The 21,203-nt window shown below is 33.0% G+C and carries 15 protein-coding genes; 2 read left to right on the top strand and 13 right to left on the bottom strand.

Annotation, left to right across the window (positions count from 1 at the left end; all coding sequences use genetic code 11):
* Position 1 precedes the first annotated feature (1 nt).
* The 4 genes from VDP25_RS13280 to VDP25_RS13295 form a co-directional block, all read right to left on the bottom strand.
* Positions 2-1,495, bottom strand: coding sequence for a DUF389 domain-containing protein (locus tag VDP25_RS13280; RefSeq protein ID WP_334470549.1), 1,494 nt, complete (start codon positions 1,493-1,495; stop codon positions 2-4).
* An 88-nt stretch (positions 1,496-1,583) separates the two neighbouring features.
* Positions 1,584-2,672 (bottom strand): mannose-1-phosphate guanylyltransferase, encoded by a 1,089-nt coding sequence (locus tag VDP25_RS13285; protein WP_334470551.1) that lies wholly within the window; start codon positions 2,670-2,672, stop codon positions 1,584-1,586.
* 11 nt (positions 2,673-2,683) lie between these two features.
* Entirely contained in the window at positions 2,684-3,280 is a 597-nt protein-coding gene (locus tag VDP25_RS13290; protein ID WP_334470553.1) for a SprT-like domain-containing protein, read from the bottom strand.
* A 25-nt stretch (positions 3,281-3,305) separates the two neighbouring features.
* Positions 3,306-4,142, bottom strand: a complete 837-nt coding sequence (locus VDP25_RS13295; RefSeq protein WP_334470555.1) for a DUF4349 domain-containing protein — start codon at positions 4,140-4,142, stop codon at positions 3,306-3,308.
* A 127-nt stretch (positions 4,143-4,269) separates the two neighbouring features.
* Here VDP25_RS13295 and VDP25_RS13300 point away from each other — a divergent pair, with 127 nt between their 5' ends.
* Entirely contained in the window at positions 4,270-5,160 is an 891-nt protein-coding gene (locus tag VDP25_RS13300) for a hypothetical protein (RefSeq protein ID WP_334470557.1), read from the top strand.
* The gene (locus VDP25_RS13305; protein WP_334470559.1) at positions 5,157-5,648 is read left to right on the top strand and encodes a hypothetical protein; all 492 of its coding nucleotides are present in this window, start codon (positions 5,157-5,159) and stop codon (positions 5,646-5,648) included. Before VDP25_RS13300 ends, VDP25_RS13305 begins: the two co-directional genes overlap by 4 nt.
* Here VDP25_RS13305 and VDP25_RS13310 read toward each other — a convergent pair.
* From VDP25_RS13310 to porU, 9 genes are all read right to left on the bottom strand, one after another.
* Positions 5,645-9,685: an FG-GAP-like repeat-containing protein gene (locus VDP25_RS13310; RefSeq protein ID WP_334470561.1), complete on the bottom strand. Its 4,041-nt coding sequence runs from the start codon at positions 9,683-9,685 to the stop codon at positions 5,645-5,647. The two genes, VDP25_RS13305 and VDP25_RS13310, sit on opposite strands and share 4 nt — an antisense overlap.
* 131 nt (positions 9,686-9,816) lie before the next feature.
* Positions 9,817-10,500: an SDR family NAD(P)-dependent oxidoreductase gene (locus VDP25_RS13315; RefSeq protein WP_334470564.1), complete on the bottom strand. Its 684-nt coding sequence runs from the start codon at positions 10,498-10,500 to the stop codon at positions 9,817-9,819.
* Complete coding sequence (locus tag VDP25_RS13320; RefSeq protein WP_334470566.1) at positions 10,493-11,455, bottom strand: M28 family peptidase; 963 nt, start codon at positions 11,453-11,455, stop codon at positions 10,493-10,495. The genes VDP25_RS13315 and VDP25_RS13320 overlap by 8 nt, the downstream gene beginning before the upstream one ends.
* Before the next feature lie 85 nt (positions 11,456-11,540).
* Positions 11,541-12,275, bottom strand: coding sequence for a hypothetical protein (locus VDP25_RS13325; protein WP_334470568.1), 735 nt, complete (start codon positions 12,273-12,275; stop codon positions 11,541-11,543).
* Positions 12,276-12,427: 152 nt separating this feature from the next.
* A complete protein-coding gene (locus tag VDP25_RS13330) occupies positions 12,428-14,047 on the bottom strand; it encodes a pyruvate dehydrogenase complex dihydrolipoamide acetyltransferase (RefSeq protein WP_334470571.1) in 1,620 nt (539 codons plus the stop codon).
* Positions 14,048-14,050: 3 nt separating this feature from the next.
* On the bottom strand, positions 14,051-15,052 hold the full coding sequence (gene pdhA / locus VDP25_RS13335; protein WP_334470573.1) for a pyruvate dehydrogenase (acetyl-transferring) E1 component subunit alpha: 1,002 nt from the start codon (positions 15,050-15,052) through the stop codon (positions 14,051-14,053).
* Positions 15,053-15,164: 112 nt separating this feature from the next.
* Positions 15,165-15,647 (bottom strand): cytidine deaminase, encoded by a 483-nt coding sequence (cdd, locus tag VDP25_RS13340; RefSeq protein WP_334470575.1) that lies wholly within the window; start codon positions 15,645-15,647, stop codon positions 15,165-15,167.
* A 78-nt stretch (positions 15,648-15,725) separates the two neighbouring features.
* Complete coding sequence (gene porV / locus VDP25_RS13345) at positions 15,726-16,988, bottom strand: type IX secretion system outer membrane channel protein PorV (RefSeq protein ID WP_334470577.1); 1,263 nt, start codon at positions 16,986-16,988, stop codon at positions 15,726-15,728.
* Between the two features lie 209 nt (positions 16,989-17,197).
* Entirely contained in the window at positions 17,198-21,064 is a 3,867-nt protein-coding gene (gene porU / locus VDP25_RS13350) for a type IX secretion system sortase PorU (protein ID WP_334470579.1), read from the bottom strand.
* Positions 21,065-21,203: the final 139 nt, after the last annotated feature.

Genomic DNA, 21,203 nt, shown 5'->3' on the forward strand with positions numbered 1-21,203 from the left:
TTTAGTTTCGTTTTATAAATACGGTATCTACTTTCAATTCATTTTTTAGCCATGTTTGTAAATCACGCTCTTTCATAAAAACTAAACTATCTGCAAGTTGAACTTTCCATCTCACGTTAGCGACAGTTACTGTATCTATATTTATAAAATCTTTTGACTCTAACATTTTAGCATAACCAAAATACTCTAAATCATTAAATTTAATTTTAGCATCACGAGATAACTCACTAAATGACACCGCATTTTCATTGGTGTTTTTAGATTCTATTACTTTATTTAAATTAGAGATATTTGATTGCAACTCTTCTATTTGTTTTTGCAAACCTTCAATGACATTATCTTTTCTATCTAAATCTGCATAAGCTCTATCTAGAGATTGTGCCATACGATCTACACTTCTGGTTTTATTAGCGTTTATAACCAATTTAAACTCATTAAGAGCGGCAGACTTATTCTTAGCATTTTGCCAAGAAGTAACGATTTCATCACTTACTTCTCCATTAAAATACAAGTTTATCGTTCTAGAATCCATATCAAGGTCTTCATTATATAACCATAGACTACGATTTTCTGTTATTTCATCTTTTAGAAAACTCTTATAAGCCATATCTATTTTACTCTCGTTCAATACCGTTAAAAATGTCCAAATTGCAGGAATCATTACAATAACAGCAACGGCCATTGCTACTCTAGAAATACGTTTCCGTTTTGCTGAATTAGCATATTTAAGCATTGGAAAACGCAATACTTTTAAAACTAAGAATGTTGCTAATGCTATAAATATGGTGTTAATGGTAAACAAGTACATGGCTCCACCAAAAAAGTTCCAATTACCAATAGCCAAACCATAACCTGCTGTACACAAAGGCGGCATTAAAGCTGTAGCAATAGCAACACCAAATATCACAGAAGCAATTGTTCCTTTTTTGGTTCGTGCAATTATCAGTGCCAAACCACCAAAGAAAGCAATTAAGACATCCCTAATGTCTGGTCTCGTTCTTCCTAAAAGCTCTGAAGTTTCTGTACTCAGCGGAAATAACCAAAAGAATAAAAATGCCGTTAATAAACTTAAGACAATCATTGTGGCTAAGTTTATTAAAGACTTCTTTAATGTATCAATATCATTAATAGCTATAGACATTCCAACCCCTAAGATTGGCCCCATTAATGGCGAAATTAACATGGCTCCAATAACCACAGCTGTAGAATCTGCATTTAAACCAATGGAAGCCACAAAAATAGAACAAACCAAAATCCAAGCGGTTGCCCCTTTGAATGGAATATCATGCTTAATAGCAGTAATGGTGGCATCTCTATCTGTATCATCTCTAAAATCGAGTAATTCAGTTAAAAACAATTTTATACTTGCAAATAAACCTTGTGCATCTTTCTTAACGGCGTCCTTCTTTTCTTCAACAGCTTTCTCTTTGTTCATCTCATTAGTGATGCACTGCTCCTCTTCCTCTGAAAAATTAAATTTATGTTCTTCGCTCATAGTTTAAAAAAAAATCAAATTTTATAATTAAAAACCTAAAAATCAGTAATCAATATATTAAATGTATACCGCTAATAAAACAAAAGGTTTATCCATATTCTTCACCAAAATTGGCTTTTACATTTTGTAGCACTTTTTTAATATCTTGTTCTTTTTCCTTAGGAAAGATAAGCAAAACTTCGTCTTTATCTACAATGATATAATCTTTTAGTCCATCGACAACAATAATTTTATCTGCCTTAGAACGAATCATATTACCATGAGCATCTTCTAATAAGGTTTTAGCATTAACCACAGCATTAGCATTGTCGTCTTTATCTAACTTATCGTATAGGCTTCCCCAAGTTCCTAGGTCATTCCAATCGAAAGTAGCAGGAATCACATAAACATTATCACTCTTTTCCATAAGCGCATAATCTACAGATATGTTTTCTGCTTTTTCGTAATTATCACGAATAAAATCGTCTTCAAATTCTGTATTGTAAACGCTGAAACCACTTTCAAATAATTGATACAATTTAGGTTGGTTATTTTTGAATGCCGAAATAACGGATTTAGCACTCCACATAAAAATCCCGGCATTCCACAAAAAGTTACCTTGATCTATAAAAGACTTTGCCGTTTCATAATCGGGTTTTTCTCTAAATTGACTCACTTGTTTAATTTCAGTTGTAGCCGATTTATCATATTCAATATAACCATAACCTGTATTAGGAAATGTAGGCGTAATCCCCAAAGTCATCAAAGCATCGTTAGATTGGCAATACTCAAAAGCTGTTTTTACATTATTAGAAAAAGCCTCTTCATCTTCAATCCAATGATCACTTGGTGCTACAATCATTACTGCATCTTCATTTTCTTTCTGAATTTTTAAGGCTGCATATAAGATACAAGGAGCTGTATTACGCATGGCTGGTTCTAAAACCACTTGACGTTTGGTAACGTTTGGTAATTGTTCAAAAACAAGATCATTATAACGCTCGTTAGTTAATATAAAAATATTCTCTTCTGGAATTAACTGTGCTAAGCGATTAAATGTTTTTTGTATCAACGTGTCACCTGTACCAAGCATATCGTGAAACTGCTTAGGAAAATCTTGCGTACTTACAGGCCAAAATCTTGAACCAACTCCTCCTGCCATTAAAATGGCGTAATAATTTGAATTTTTGCTATCCATCAATCTATGTTTTAATCTAAAACCTCTACTTCTGCATTGGGGTTAAACAAATATAATTTACCCGAATTAATTTCTACACATTCATAGCGCTTTCTTCTTTTATTTCCCTTTTTAAACACTCTACCGTTGTAAAGTTTAAAGGTTGTATTCAAAGGTACTTCAAAAACATAGGTCTTATCGTTACTTTCGTCAAATTGCTTTAAGGCATAGGCGAGCTGCGTATCTGTATCGCTAGACGCTTTTGGATTTTTAAAATGATTAGCTAATAATGGCAATAACTCTAACGGAAAAATTTCGGGCCTTAAAAACGGCAACATTAAATGCTGAAAGGTATGCTTCCACTCTTTTCCATGTGGCTTAATAAGCCTTCCGTATGTTTTATAAGCTTCAAAATGGGCTATCTCGTGAATTAGTGTAATTAAAAATCGATAAACATTTAAATTAGAATTAATCGTAATCTGATGTTTCCCATTTGGTAATTCTCTATAATCTCCGTGTCGCGTTTTACGCTCATTTTTCACTTTTACGACTAAATGATCAATAGCTAAAAGCTCTGCAATCATGGGTTGTGCCGCAGGAGGAATAAAATTTAAAAGCTGTGTTTGCATTACTGCAAAAATAAGCGTTAAATTATTACTTTTTAAGTCTTTTTCTAATCAAAATAAACACAACAATTCCTATTATTACAAATGGCCAAATATACACTAGACCTATAAAAAACAATTTCAGAACATCCCAACCTGAAGTAAAACCGTCTTTAATTTCTGATAAAAACGTTTTTTTATAATGCTCTGGTTCTTCTTTATATTCTACCGTTTCATATAAATCAATCTGAATGGTACTAAAAGCCACTTTATTGGTTAAATATTTTAATTGTCCTTGACTGGATTCAATTTCCTCTTGAATACGTTGTAATTTTTCTTCAACACCTAATAAGTCTTCAACACTTTTTGCTTTTGTTCTAAGAATAGATTCGTAGCGCTCCTTAACCTCTAATTTTGTTTTCAATCTAGCTTCCACATCTATAAATTCTGAAGTCACATCTTTAGTGGTTATATTTTCATATTCAATAAATTCGGCAACACTGCTTATAGAATCCATAATAACATCAAAATCTTTAGAAGGTACTTTTAACGTGAATCGGTTTTCTTTTTTATAAAGATTATTCTCGAAGCGTAAATCTGAGACATAAGAATTGTATGCTTCAGAAATACGCTTGACGCGTTCTGTAGCTATTTTTACATCTTCAACTTTGTACCTCACATTTGCAGATTTAATGATTTTTAAATGTTTTAATTCTAATTTTGGAGTCTCGGTAGTACTATCATCGGTTTTAACGGCTTCAAAATCGGCTTTAACCTCAACACTTTCTAAAGCAAAGTTTTCCGAGGACTCTGAATGATTACATGCCACTAATAATACGGCTAGTACCCATAATTTTAATACTGTTTTTAATGATTTACGTTTCATAATTCTTTATTTTTAAGATTTAAAACCAAATCTATATTGAAACATGTATTAGCAATTGTAAAGCCGTTGTAAAACAATTGTAAAGCGTGTACAATACTGAAACAGAAGCACTAAAGCAAACTAACTATTGATTTCTAACGACTTAGAATTATTCGTTCACCTTAAGGAATTGGTTGTAAAAACCTTTCTGAAACGGCATAATGCTTCTAAGTCTGTAAAAGACTGGAGTGGAAATGACATTGTAGTGTTTCAAGAAGACTTATTTGAACGTGTAAAAGCACGAGTCAGTGAAAAATGGTTTTATACCTATTTTAAAAACGATGCTGATAAATTACCAAGGGTAGATATGCTTAATTTACTCAGCACTTATGTTGGATTTAAAAACTGGTCTGATTTTAAAACTGCGAACAGCAAAGTCTCTAAACAAAAATCTAAAGCCTTACAATTTTATCTCTTACCGATTGTACTACTAACAATTTTAATAGCCTTTTGGTTCACCAATAGAAGTCATACCTATACCATTTGTTTTATCGATGACATTAAAGGGCAACCTATAGATTCAATTCGTTTAGATATAAAAATTCTAAATATTGATGAAACTCCAACCTATATAAAATCTGATGACAACGGTTGTTTTACGTATACGACAGATGCAGACTATATAACGTTTGTAGTACAATCTCCTTATCATAAAACGGATACCATTGTTAAATCGATAAAAAACATAGACAATGGCAAAGTCAAATTAAATACAGATGATTATGCTTTAATGCTCGATTATTATTCTAGCAAAAACCTTATTGACTGGAAAGCACATAAAGCAAATCTCGAAAAGATCTTTTCTAATGATGCTTTAATTTATCAAATTTTCCCCAATAATATAGGTATCGAATTATACACAAAACATGAATTCATTACTAAACTCACAACACCAACGCAAAGTTTAAAACAAATGAAGATTCTGAGCAAAACCTATGCTGATGGTAAAATTGTGAAACTTAAATTTATTGTAGAATGAAACGCTATTTGACGCTTTTGGTTTTAATCTTGTGTAGTTGCAATAATAGCAATGAAAGATCTATTGAGCATTCTGAAATGGAATGTCTAGAACTCGATGACGCCAACACATTAACTATAGAAAAACCTTACTTTAATGAGTTACATATTGTTGAAGAAAAACTACAAGAAACATACGATCTAATTTACTTATCTAAAAAAAATGCAGCTTTTGAAACCTCTAGAAAATCAAGCACTATTCTGATTTCAAATATCATTTTAGATAGTTTAGACCATGACGATTATCCTATAGTAGATGATTTATATCAAATTGGATCTGTAGAAGTAATTAATGATTCTACTACAAACATCAATTTTGGTTATACCGTGAAACAACATAACGCTATAAAAAGAGATACTTTAAAGGCTCTTATAAAAAAGCAACACATTACGATTGAAGGTCAAACCACAACAGCAATCAAAATTGATTTTAAAAACTATAATGATTAATTATTAACGACAATCATCGTGGTACTAGTATTTACTTTCAGCAGGTATAAACCTGTTTCAGTATTAGTTAACGTAATTGTTGTTGTATTTGTCAATTCATTATAGCCTCTATCTCGTATTTCAATTTTACGTCCTCTCATATCATACACTTCAATGCGGTCATTCGTTTTTGTATTTGAAATATGCAATTTACCATTAGTTGTTGGATTAGGATAGACTCCCATTTCTGAAGCAACTTCAGTAACACTTAATTCTTCACCTTCAAAATAAGGTATTGCAAAGCTAAATGCATCTTCAGCTACCACTTGACCAATAAATCGTCCGGGAATATCATCTGCTGGTGGATGTATTCCACCCCAAATACGACTTAGGCTCGTTTGGTCTGAAGCATCTCTATAAGTTGCCCATTGTAAAACAACATCTTGTGATGGTCCTTCTTCAAATACTAAAAACTCATTCTTTTTTGCGACAAATTCGGCTATACCTCCAGGGAAAAATTCATCACCTGTTATCATAGTCATTAGTTCTGCTGCCGCTCTAGAATACGTAGAGTGTCCAGATACAAAACCTGCAAATGGTGGTGTCACAAAAGTTGGTCTCTGATAAGGGTACCAATCTTCTGCTAATATCCAACCTACACCTGCTTGGTCTGTTTCTGTATTACTTATATAGTCATGACCTTTCCAAGTATACATCTTTATTTTACCTACATTTTCATTAGTAAGACCCGCCAAAGGATCTCCCAACTCTACGACTTCGATATAACCATCAATTAATTCGATACCAGAAACACTATAGTTAGACAATGAAGGATCGGAACTTTGCCCTTGTGTTGCCATATAACGTATGGCAGATATTGGTCTGATATAATCATACCACCCTTTTATACTCCAACCAGAAATAGCAGCATCATGCATACCTCCACCTAATATAAAATAAGATTTAACATCCCATTCTAAAGGGGGTAAAATGTCTCCTTCTCCCTCAAAACGTTTTTCAAATTCCTGATGATCACTAACATAATTTAATAGTGTAAACCAATGACCTGGTGGAGTTTCAGAATCTGGACCGTCTGCCCAAAACTCTGCTAATACTCTAGTATAATCACCACGAGGCACAATATTAGGTTCGTAAGGATTACCTGTAAACGGATTTATAGCATGTCCATTACTATTAGAACCACCTTCTGTAAAATTATAAAAACTTGGATAGTCGGCATAATTTGTTGGAAACGTACTAATATCTACATTTCCTATTGCGCTTGGTGAAATATCCCACATAACATTATCGCTAGGATCTAAATGCGATTGCCAAACAGATACCATTGAAAATCCCCATTTATAAGCTTCACTTTCTGGGGTGTTTTCTGTTGTACTTATATAAGGTGGATTTGACGGATCGTGATACACATTAAAGACATTCCCATCCCTTTCGTATGCCACTTTATCCTCTTCTTTTAAGGCAAAAGGTAATACATTCCCCCATTCAGGACTTAGAAAAGGAGGTACATTACCTTCTACGATATTACCACTTTGATCAATAAAAGTTTCTAAACTTAGTGGCTCCCATCTATTAGGATCGTTTATAGGAGGGTGAAAAAAGACATCTAAAGCATAAGGTGCATTTACAGGTTCATAATAACCATTATCATAGCCAGTAGCTTCTCTTGCTCCATCTTGCAAACCATAATCTATTAATATCTGCCCAACAAAATTACCTAAAGCTGCTGCACTTCCATTTTCGTATAACAAAGACGTAAACGATGTATCGTAACCTAACTTGCCCATTAACAAATCAAATCTAGCTTGAGTCATTTCAACATTTGGGGAGTTTTGAAAACGATGAGACAACAAACGATACATTGCAAAACTAATAGCTTCTTTCTCTGACTCCTCTATACTTTCAGAAGGAGCAAAGTCTTCTAAAGTACTACTGAACCCATTGACCGTATTCCCAATTAAATAAGGTCTTGCAACATCGTCATAAATTGCCCAAATATCGTACATCGCAACACTAGAATGAAATAAATTCCTAGCATGTATCGTTGGCCTTGCATAATCTCGTCTTATAGCCTCTAGTAAAGCTTCATTCCATAATCTTGCAATAGATATATCTTCAGGAAGGTTATCTGCATTCAAATTAACCTGAACAGAAGTTGCTAAACTAATACAATCTTCAGTAGACTCTGTTACTGTAACAGATCCCAATTCTTCTATATGCCATTTCACGGTAATTGTATCTGTACCTTGACCACTTAAAATCTCTCCACCTACAACTTGCCAATTTGCTATTGATTCAGCTCCAATGCTATAAGTATACACCTCTGTAGAGAGAAAAGACGATGATAAATTACCCACAATAGTGTTAGGTGAAATATAACTACAAGAGCCATCGTCTGAGGTTGCATTAGGATTATAACTACAAGACAAAGGGTCTGTACAACCATAAGTTTTCTGGCTTGGTATAATATTTAACTCCTCATAACCCTGTCCTTCAATTGCCTTTATAGTTGTATCTACACTTAAATCGTTATAAGTTTCAATTAAGCCTGATGGCCATTTTATTTCTAGTTCTGTAATTGTAGTTGCTTCACCCAGACCAAAATGGACCGCTTGTAAGCTCTGACTCAATAAGCCTACACCAGAATAATAACGTTTTAAGCTTCCGTTTTCTGTAGTTAGGGTCACTATTGTACCTATGGCATCACGATTTGATGTTGTGCCTTCTAATTGAATTTTGAAAAAATGTACAGCAGGATCTGTAGTATCAAAATTTAGGGTTTTGTTTTCGTATAGAAATGATGGTCTATCACTATTAGTAATAAATAAATCGATGTCTCCATCATTATCATAATCCCAATCAATAGCCTCTACACTTATAGTTAAATCGTTTAATTGTAATTGAGCTGAAACATTATAAAACTTATCTTCGCCTTCTACAAAAGCATTTCTAAAATAAAAATTTTGTTCTGCGCTTCTATTACCGAAATCATAACCATTAGCAATAAACAGATCTTCATCGCCATCTAAATCGAAATCGGAAAATCGTGTTCCCCAAGACCATCCTGTAGCGTTAATCTCATACGCTTCGGCCTGTTCGCTAAATGAATTATCACCATTATTACGAAGGAAAAAATTCTGATCTATTGTAGTTATAAATAAATCAAAATGACCATCATTATTATGATCACCTATTGTAATTCCCATATCATCTCCCATAGTAGCTAGACCATAGTCTGCTGCTTGTTCTACAAATGAATTACCATTATTGTTTATATAGACATAATTAGCTTTACTTAGGTCGTTTGAAACTAGTAAATCCATAAAACCATCTTGATTAAAATCAAAAGGCAATGCAGTATAACTATGTCTACTTACATCTGAAAAAAGGCCTATTTCAACTGTTACATCTTCAAATGTATTGTCTCCATTATTTTTATAGAGTTGGTTTGTGCCACAACCCGACCAATCATTAATATAGATATCTAAATAGCCATCATTATTATAATCAAACCAAGTTGCTCCTGTATTATAGCATTCATTAAAAGTTGTAAATCCAGCACTTTCTGTAATATTAACAAACGTGCCATTACCTAAATTTTGCCATAATTGTACTTTTAATGAGTAGGTTAAGAATAAATCTGGAAATCCATCATTATTAAAATCTCCCCAAAATGCACCATTTTTATTTCCAGCTAAACCAAAGTATTCGCCACCACCTTCTTCTTGGAGTAATAAATTAGTAAAACCAGCTATTTCTGTAACATCGGTAAATGTTCCGTCATTATTATTTCGAAATAAGCGACTTAACGTTTTAGGGCTAGTAGGATCGTCTTTTGCCTTTGCAACCACGAAAATATCTAAATCATTATCACCGTCATAGTCGGCTACGGCGACTCCATTATTCTCTCGAAGCACCCCTAAACCAACAGTGTTTTCTACCCGATTAAATGTTTGCGCATTTACATCTTGAAAAATAAAAAACAATAAAAAAGCAACGAAAATGAAACGTATTTTGTTTGGTAATTTTAGACTCATTTCTTTGGTTATTTTTATAAATATAAAAATTAGCTTTAATATTTTATTATCCAATTGTTAGAATAACACAAATGATATAAAACAATTGGCTTTTTTAATTAAAAGTCAGCTTTAGCTATGACATCAATATATTAAGGTGTAGAATTAGAAACCTGCAATACTTTTCCGTTATAATATTTATTTCCTGTTAAGGCAAAATCTTGAATATATGTTGCCATTTCTTTAGCCGATGTCGGCGCTTGATAGCCAGGAAAAGCTTCTTCTAACATTTCGGTTTGAACAGCTCCTAATGCTAAAACATTAAATTGAGGGCCTGTTTCTTTATATTCTTCAGCGAGTAACTCTACCAAAGTAATTACAGCACCTTTACTAGAACTGTATGCTGATAATCCTGCAAACTTCATACTTCCTTGAATACCTCCCATCGAACTAATGGTCACTACGTGCCCATTGTTCTTCATAAATGGAAGTACCGTTCGTGTTAATTCTGAAACACCAAACACATTGGTTTGGTATACTTTTTCAAAGTCTTTAAATGTTGTTTGTGCAAAAGGTTTATTAATTATGGCACCAGCATTATTAATTAAAATATCTACATGCTTCCATTCTTTTTTAATAAAGTCTGCTACTTTTTGATAATCATCCTCATTACATAGATCAAATGCAAAGGATGAAATATTATCAAAATGAAGTTGACTTATTGGCTTTGTATTTCGCGATAATGCTAAAACATTATGGCCTTGTTTTGCCAATAGGCAAACTAATTCAAATCCAATTCCACGACTTGTCCCTGTTATAATAATATTTTTATTCATCTTTTAATATCACTTCTTTTGTTGGTGCGTTCATCATGCCTTCTAATGCAGGAATCATCTTATTAATAAAGTTAACCATATGCTCATAATCCATTTTATCGGCTTCATCATCTACATGATGGTAGTAATCGTAATTTGTAAAATCGAAAGTTGAAATGGCATGTGCAGGTATATTTAATTCTTTAAAGAAGGGAAAGTTATCTGACCTCATAAATAAATTCATCTTTTTTGCTCTATCAAAAAAACCAACAACTTCCTCACCTGCATATTTATTTAAAGTTTCAGCTAAACTAGAGCGTTCGTAACCACTCATATAAGCCATTGGTTCCGTTGAAGCTCTAGGTACACCAATCATTTCAAAATTAATCATTGTATAAACATTCACCCCCTTATCTTTTAAACGTTTAGCTAAATGAGCAGAGCCTTTTAAACCTAATTCCTCAGCATCATATAATGTAATTAAAATGCTACGTTTATTGCTCTTAGTCTGGGCAAAATACCTCCCAAATTCCATAGCCGCTATGGTACCAGAAGCATCATCATTGGCGCCATTTGCAATTGAATCTCCTTCTACTACTTTTCCTTTACCAATATGATCGTAGTGTCCACCTAGAATTATATATTCATTTTTAAGTTTTGGGTCATTTCCTTCAATAACTCCAACAATATTGTAACCATCTAAATCATTTAGTTTAAACGAATCGCGATACGTTTTAAAATAAGGTTTAATACCATTAGACTTTAAATAGTTTTCTATAAAAACAGCGGCTTTTTCTATGCCTTCAGTTCCTGTTGCTCTCCCTTCCAATTCATCTGAAGTTAAATACTCCATACTTGCTCTAATGGCTTTTTCTGTGATTTCAGGTGTTACTTCATTAGAGTTTGACGTTTTTTTACTCGAAGAACATGAACAAACTAATGCTATTAAGATTATTGAAAGTGCTTTTTTCATCATAAATTTTATTTGTGTTTAAATATAAAAAAATCCTATACCAAACTAATGGCATAGGATTTAAAAGATTATTTTTAATTGAAAAGATTTACATTTTTTTGTTCGCTTTTTTAGCTAAACGCGCTACTTTTTTATTCAAATCTTTCATTAATTTATCTACTGCGCTTTCACACATTGGTTGAATCTTATCTGTACTCATAACAGGAATACCTTTTACCATAGCTGCTTTTTTTGAAGAACCCGCAACTTCATGAAACTGAAAAATACTCTTATTATCTTTAGAATATAAATCCATACTAAATCTTGCTTGTATGCTAACATAACCAAAACTACCAACTCCTGTTTTCACAAAACCAAAATCTAAATGAATAAACATTATAGCATCTACACCTAAATCTTCTGCAACGCCTTTTAAATCTTTAACATTTTGTCTGTAATTAGGGATAACCTTATAGCCTTGAACCGTTGTAGTTGATTCTATATCTTTATTTATGCTTCCTGCTTCTTCATAAGTAGGTTTAAACGTTTTATATGTTTCATTAGCCCATACATCTTCTTCTGCTATAAATTCAAAATCAAAATTTTCAGCGTATTCACTAAAAAAAGCGTCATGCAATTTATTAAGTGGCTCAGTTAAATTAAAATTGGGGTCATCACTTAGGTTGGTGTTTTTTGCAATTAAATCTGCAGAAGCATCAAGTGCTGATAAGTCTATCATTTTGTCTGCATAAAATGTTACAACAGCCACTTTCTTCTTTTGTGCATTACCCAACATAAATAATGTAAGAAATGTCATTAACACAACTACTTTTAAATTTTTCATTTTATATTTTTAGTAAACTACTGAATAGCAGTTAAATTTAGCTGCAAAAGTAATCTTATATTATGGTTAATACAACAACAAAAAAAAACCTATTTCAGGTTAATGAAATAGGTTTTTTATATAATCTTCACGATGCTGTGAACGTTAATATATTAAACTAACATTGTCACAGGGTTTTCAATATATCCTTTTAAAGTTTGAAGGAATTGTGCTCCGGTTGCACCATCTACAGTTCTGTGATCACATGCTAGACATAATTTCATAGTATTACCTACTACAATTTGTCCGTTTTTAACTACTGGTTTTTCAACAATATTCCCAACAGATAAAATCGCTGAATTTGGTTGATTAATAATTGATGTAAAGCTATCAATACCAAACATTCCTAAATTAGAAACCGTAAACGTACTACCTTCCATCTCTTCTAAAGACAATTTCTTGTTTCTTGCTTTACCAGCATATTCTCTAACAGCAGCACCAATTTGTGTTAAGCTTTGCTCATTTGCAAATTTAACCACTGGCACTAATAAACCATCTGGCACAGCAACGGCAACACCAATATGAACATGATTGTTTAATTGCATTCTGTCATCAAACCACTGAGAGTTAACTTGAGGATGCTGTTTTAACGCTAAAGCACATGCTTTAACAATCATATCATTATAAGAAATTTTAGTATCTGGTATAGAGTTATATTGTGCTCTAAATGCTATTGCATTTTCCATGTCAAACTCCACATTTAAATAATAATGTGGTGCGGTAAATTTAGATTTTGCTAAGTTTTTAGCAATGGCTTTACGCATATTTGAATTTGGCACTTCGTCAAAATCTTCTTGTCCTGTTGGAACAAATTTACCAACTGAAGCAGATTGTGCTGCTGGAGTAAAGTTTTCGATATCACGCTTTACAATACGTCCATTTTCACCAGAACCATTAACTTGACTTAAGTTAATTCCCTTCTCTTCTGCCATTTTTTTAGCTAAAGGAGAAACAAAAACTCGTCCTGAGCTTGTATTTGACGTTGAGACTTTTGGTGTTTCTTTCTTTGCTTCTACTTTTTTAGGCTCTGCTTTTGGTGTTTCTTTTTTAGTTTCAGCCTTTGGAGCTTCTTTCTTTTCATCACCACCATCAACTTTAAAGTTTTTCGCAAGACCTGAAATGTCAGTTCCTTTAGGACCTATAATTGCTAATAAAGAATCTACTTTAGCCGTTTCTCCTTCATTTAAACCAACGTATAATAAGTTACCTGATTGGAATGATTCAAATTCCATCGTCGCTTTATCGGTTTCAATTTCAGCAAGAATATCTCCTTCTTCTACCTCTTCTCCTACTTTTTTAAGCCATGTTGCTACTGTGCCTTCTTCCATGGTATCACTTAAACGCGGCATGGTAACCACTGTAACACCTTCTGGAATTTCAACTTCACTTGCTGATTCCGCTTCTTGAGATTCTTCAGCAGCACTCTCAGTATCTTCTGTTTTTTCTTCAGATGATTCTGATGCGCTTCCATTTAAGTAACTAGAAATATCTTCGCCTTCTTCACCAATAATAGCTAAAAGCGTATCTACTTTTGCAGTTTCACCTTCTTGAACACCAATATGTAGTAACGTTCCTTCGTTAAAAGACTCGAACTCCATAGTTGCTTTATCCGTTTCGATTTCTGCTAAAATATCTCCTTCTTCAACTTTGTCACCTACCTTTTTTAACCAAGAGGCAACAGTTCCTTCTTCCATGGTGTCGCTTAAACGCGGCATATTTATTACTTCTGCCATAGCTTATTTAATTTTGTGATCTATAAATGGGTAATCTTCTTGCTCATAAACAGCATCGTACATCACACTCTTATCTGGATAAGGAGACTCGTCTGCAAATTTTTCACATTCAGAAACGCGTTTCTTAACATCCTTATCAATAGCTTTTAAATCTGCTTCTGTAGCATATCCTTTCTCTAAGATAATATCTTTTACCTGAGTAATTGGGTCAATTTTCTTATACTCTTCAACCTCATCTTTTGTTCTGTAGTGCTGAGCATCTGACATTGAATGCCCTCTATAACGGTATGTTTTCACTTCTAAGAACGAAGGTCCGCCACCTTTTCTAGCACGTTGAATTGCTTCATCAAAAGCTTCAGCAACTTTAATAGGATTCATCCCATCAACTGGTCCAGAAGGCATTTCGTAGCCTAAACCTAATTTCCAAATATCTGTATGGTTTGCTGTACGCGCTACAGAAGTTCCCATAGCATAACCGTTGTTTTCACAAACGAATACAACTGGTAAATTCCAAAGCATTGCTAAGTTAAATGTTTCATGTAATGAGCCCTGTCTTGCAGCTCCATCACCAAAACAACAAATAGTTACAGCATCTTTACCATGATATTTATCTCCAAAAGCAATACCAGCTCCTAAAGGAATCTGACCACCTACAATTCCGTGACCTCCGTAAAAGCGGTGTTCTTTTGAAAAAATATGCATTGATCCACCAAGACCTTGAGATGTACCTGTTGCTTTTCCATATAACTCTGCCATTACTCGTTTAGGATCTACTCCCATACCAATTGGCTGAACGTGATTACGGTAAGCCGTTATCATTTTGTCCTTAGTTAAATCCATAGCATGTAATGCACCTGCTAATACAGCTTCTTGTCCATTATATAAATGAAGGAATCCTCTAACTTTTTGTTGAATGTAAACTGCGGCAAGTTTGTCTTCAAACTTTCGCCAGAACAACATGTCCTCATACCACTTTAGGTAAACTTCTTTGGTTATTTTTTGCATTTTTTGATGAGTTCTTTAAAATAGAATAGCAAAAATAACACTTTAGAAAATACTGATGAAACAGTATATCGTAAAAAAACAGTTAATTAATGAATTTAATGCAACGAAAACGTTATAATACCGAACTTTCAAAAAGAAGCGGCAACAAATTCGCTAATGAGTTAGATTTTACCACCTTTCCTTTTGCTCCCATAAAATAAATTTCGATGGGTTGATTTTGTTTGATTTCGTATTCTGCGATAGATTGCCTACAGGCACCACATGGAGGGATTGGTTTATCTGTTACTTGATTTTGGGAAGATGCTGTAATTGCCATTTTTAGAATCTTAGCCTTTGGATATTTGGCACCTGCATAATAAATAGCTGTACGCTCTGCACATAAACCAGAAGGAAAACACGCATTTTCTTGATTACTACCAATGACAACCTCATTATTATCGAGTAAAATAGCAGCACCTACATTAAATTTTGAATACGGTGCGTAGGCGTTATCTCTAGCTTCAATTGCCGTATTCATTAAGTTTTGAATTGCTTGAGGAAGCTCATTAAAACCTGTATATACTTGTAATGTAGTTTCTATTTTAACCTCCTTCATAAATTTACTATTTATTTTAGACAAAAAAACTATTGCTTTTTTTAACAATAGTTTTGAAATTTAAATTATTTATAGATTCTAATACTCATCATATTCCCCTGATCCAAAGTTAAAGGTCAATGAAAAACGCAATGTGTTTTCTAATGGACTTTGAATTTTAGAGGCTGAGAATAGGTACGATAAATCTACATTTATTGTTGTGTATTTAAACCCTGCTCCTAAAGCAAAAAACTTACGTGCTCCTTTATCATCTGCTTCATTAAAATACCCCGCTCTAAACGCAAAGTTCTCTTGATATGTATATTCAGCACCTAATGCCCATGTAAATTCTCTTAACTCTTCACTAAAACCTCCTGGTGCATCACCAAACGATTGAAAAACTCCACTTAAGAAACTTACATCTGTACTTTGACCTTCAATGATAACATTCTCTTCTGAAGCATCTAATTGCTCTTGTGTTTGAAAATCTCCATCATCTGGACTAAAAACACCATCATCATTTGTATCTGTAAATACCGTTTTATCTCCCATAATTGGAGGTGTTGGCACTAAATATTTAGAAACCTCAGCAGTAACAGCCAATTTACTATACTGGTCGAAAATAAAATCGAAACCAGCACCTAGACGTAAATTAGTTGGCTGAAATACTTCTTGACCACCATCATCGTACTTAAATCTTGGACCTAAGTTTTGTACTGCAAAACCTAATCTCCAACGCCCATTAAAATCATTATAAGCCTCTTCTTCACTTTGGTAATATCCTGTTATATCTGCTCCAAATGTACTCCCTGGACTCGCATTTGGATCTACTGTATCAATTCTAAGGGCTGAACGCATATAACGTAGAGCTACTGCCATAGCAAATTGATCACTTAATCTTAACGAATATGCTGCATCTATAGCAAATTCATTTGGTTTTACTGCTACACCAGGATCATTAGCATCTTGTGTTAGCACAATTTCACCTAATGAAAAATATTTAAGTCCTGCAGAAAAAGAACTGTACTCGTTTATTCTATTGAAATAAGTTACATAACTTAACGAGATATCATTTACTAATCTGGTTAAATAGGGTGTATAACTTAAACTCACTCCTTGTTTAGCTTCTGAAAATGCATATTTTGCAGGATTGTATTGTTGTGAAAATCCATCGACAGAGGTAGCTACACCCATATCTCCTAAAGAGGCTGATCTTGCATCAGGTGCAATAAGCATAAAAGGCAAGCCTGTAGTAATTACTCTACTATCAAAACTGTTACGAGTAATTTGTGTGGTTTCTACTTGAGCAAAGGTTAGGTTAATTGTCGCGATAGCGATTAGGGATAATATGTATTTCTTCATGTTCATTTTAGTTATTAATGCTAACTTATCAGCACTAATTCGTTAGCAAATATAAATTATTATTTAAGAATTAATTTAAACTTTTTCTTTTTGCTCTCAATTCAACTTCTTTTTTTCCTGCTTTCTGTTTTCTTATACCGTAATAATGAAAATCTTCTACAAAATAAAAAGCTATAATTTCAGCTACAAAACAAAAAAATTAAACACTTCTATAGTATAACAAGTTTTTGAATTTTTTCAACTTGCTTATTTAAACGGTTAGATTTCACTTTTAGTTTATAAACATAGACTCCTTTTCCTATTTTATCTCCAAAATCATCTCTTCCATCCCATATAATGCTTCTAGATAATGACGACGAACCTTTAGAACAACATTCATCGGCACTAGTTTGTCCATTTAAAGTTCTTACCAATTTACCTGTGACTGTAAAAATTTGCACAGAAATATCTAAAGGATCAGAACTGTTATGATTAAACCAAAACTCTGTATAATTCACAAAAGGATTTGGATAATTTAAAACATTATCAATAATCAATTCTTCGTCTTCATCAAAAACTCTAAACTGAATTTCTGCTGTTGAAGAATTATTATAAACATCCCAAGCTTTTAATGTAAGTGTATGCACTCCTGGTTCTAAATCTCTAAAAGGATAAGAAACTGTTCCATTAGTATAATCATCTACACTGGCTTGGTAATAATTATTTAATACAATTGGGTTGGTTTCGTCTCCATCTATAATGGCTGTAATATCGTGACCTATCCCGCTTGCTGTATTGATTCCATTATCGTCTTGAAGTTTCACCAACAACGTTGGTGATTCGTTAGTGATACCTCCAGACACAAAATTTTCGTCATTCATGAATAGATTTATCACTGGTCCGATATCATCTGTTGGTGCATTTTCATTAATACCTCCAACTTTAATATCGAAATTTGCACCTGCTTGATCTGAAAGTTGATCATCCGTTTGAGCATAAAAACTAATTTTACCATTGCCAACAGGAATAACAATATCTCTTGGTACAATAAAATCGAATTCAAATTGCCCATTAACAATACTTGCTTGCCCTTTAAAAATGACTTCCCCTAATGTTGTATAGTCCATAATAATTACACCATCAGCGTCTGTTACTCCATCATTACCTAAGGTTTGACGTTCAATTGGCTTATCATAAACCGTAGCGGTTAATGTTCCTTTATAATTAGGTAATACGTTTCCATTTACATCTACAACCTCACCTGCTAATTTTGTATAAGCTAAAGCTTTAAGTGTATCAATAGGCTGTGTAATTTCTACATCATTAACCTTAGTTAATCTAATATCTGGTTTTGCGAAGGCTAATTTCATTGCTGGATCACCAATTAGAAAGACCAATCGTTTTTGAGAACGCCCAACGATAGAATTATCTGTTTTAGTTAATCGCAATGCTTCTCCAATAGATGGATAATCATTAGAACCAAACGCATAGAGATAATCGTCCAAGGCTAGGTTAAAAAATCTTCCAGTAGATTCTGAGATTTGACGTGTTGTTGTTAGTAAAGCAATGGCACCTCCGTTTTTATTCCAAAAGGTAAACTCTCCTGCCGTATCTCTATGTGGATCATCAAATTTGGTATATTCACAAGTTACAGTTATAAACAAATTGTATTTGCAGATATTATTAACTTCTTGTGAATCAAACTTATCAAAAATCCGTTCTTTTGCTATTCCATCTTCTCCGCCATGACCAAAATAATTCACTACTAAAGCTCCAACTTCAATAGCGTCTCTTATGGCTTCATTTACTTTAGGATATCTATCTCCTGCTGCAGTTGACTCTTGCTCAAAAGCATCAGAATGAATCTTTACGACATTTAAAAATGGTTTTTCTTGATTTAGCGAATTCCCCAAACTTTCTGTAGTCTCTTGTAAATTTCTTTCCCAGCCCTCATCAACATCATCAGAAATAAGCAACACATTATTCCTCCAACTGCCATAAGACTCAGATTGATAGTAGGTATTAATTTTATCTACCATTTCTTTGGCTCGCTGTACGTCTTCTGCTAAAATTCGGCCTACAGCGATATCCATTCTATCAGAAGTTGTTAACCCATCTCCCTCATTATCATCTAGCATGGCATAGAAATCATCTGAAACAAAGGAATTACCGAGACTAAAACTTGCTTTAGAGTACCATGATGGCACTAAGTTGGTATTATTACGTATTCTATCCTTATAGTCATAAGACCCTTCTCCAAACAAGCATAAATATTTTAATCGTTTGCTTGGTGTACTTGCATTATCATAAACGTATTTAATAAAATTCCTAATTGCAGCTACATCCTGACTTCCTGTACTAAATTCATTATAGATTGTTTCTAAATCAACTACTTTTACGTTTAGATTATACCTATCTCTATTAATTTGCGCTAAACGTTCTGCTTGTGTTGTCAGTTGAGAAGGAGATAAAATAATATAATCTATATCTTCAAACTGTCCTTGGGCATTATTAAAAATAGTTCCTTTTAGATTTTGATTTGCAACACTTGACCTGCTGTCTTTATTAGGTTGTAAAACACTGGCATTAGAAAATGCTATATATGTTTTCTGTTCTCCAGATTGTGCTTTAAAGGTTATTGTATTTTCGCTAGTAGAATTTACAAGATTGGTAACATTAAAACGATCTGTAACATCCCATATTTCTGTTACTGCAGAAGTATTAGACAAGTTATATTGAGCTATTCCAGGTGTGGTAATAACATCTTTATTTTTAAAAACTAACTGATCGCCTTCATAAATTAAGTCTCTAGTTGCTTCAATATTAATATAATCTAAAAATGCATTTGACGATGGGTTACCGTTGTTGTTATAATCAAATGTAACCGTAATCTCATCAGATGTAATAATATGTGAGTTATTGTGTGTTTTATCAGTTGCTAATACAGATCCAGGACTTATGGTTCCTAATCCTATATTATCAACTTGATTTCCATTTATTGAAATCTTCATTGTTGTTTCTACTTCAGAAACAGACCCAACAACAATTTTAAAATCTACAGGAATATCAGTTACTAAATTTGGAAATTCAAATTTATAGGAACGTTGATTTTCAATATCAAAATCATCTCCAAACCAACGTCTACCTATTTTTCCCAGGTTATATTCATCAACTTCGTAGTACTGATAATCTTGAAATGTATTAATTACTATATCTGGCGAAGCATCTATAGTTGGCATTTCTTGAATACGCTTACCATTACCAGAACTGATATTCACATAATAATATGTCTTATCTGTAAATATATTTAAATTGGTTTCACTTTCTTCACTATAAGTTTTAGGTCCTTCACCATAAAAAAGGATGTAATCATTGTTATCAAAGCTTCCATCTTCTTCACCAATGAACTTTACGGCATTTTCTACAACATCGAAAGGGTAATTTTCTGAATTACTTAAAGGTAACATTCTCCCTCCATTACCATAAATTTTTATTGTTCTTGGATCTACTGAATTGGTATTAATACCTAAACTACTTAAAAAGCTTTTGGATAATCTATAGACACCCGAATCTTCAATATAAAAACGAAACCATTGTCCTGTACTTAAAACTGAGTTTACAATTCCATTGGCATCATTTAGGTTGTTGGCTGTACGAGCAGAACGTGTGCTATACGTAATTGTAAAGCCTGTAATTTTTTTATAAACTCCTCTATCCTTAATAATAGGACTTAATTCAAAATAATGAGCACGTTTATCTCTTGCATTAGTATTGTATATCTTATACTTAGGAGAATTTGGAATTAATTTTGGACTTAAATTCTTTAATTCAGAAGCAGAAATAGATTCATAAGCAACATTGGTTAATTGTATTGAGTTTTCATCAATTTGACTTCCGTTACTTTCCCATTGAGCAAAAAAGGTTAAACCATCACTTTCATTATAACTAAAATGATTATCATCAAAAGCAGGCACTTCTATTTTACTATAAGCTGTTTCTAAAACTTTATATCCACTCCAATTTATATTAAATTGTTTTTGCTGCCCAAAACAAAGCACACTAAACAACATCAAAGCGATTATATAGCAATTTTTCATGTATTCTTTTTCGTTTTTAGTCTCAAATAAAATAACGCCTGTTAAAGCACTATATTATGACTTTGCAATTTTTATTTCAAAAATACAACAATAATTCATTTGCTCCCTCGTTATTAAAGAGCAAAATACATCGGCAAAT

The organism is Winogradskyella sp. ECml5-4, from assembly GCF_036903175.1.
Lineage (GTDB): Bacteria > Bacteroidota > Bacteroidia > Flavobacteriales > Flavobacteriaceae > Winogradskyella > Winogradskyella damuponensis.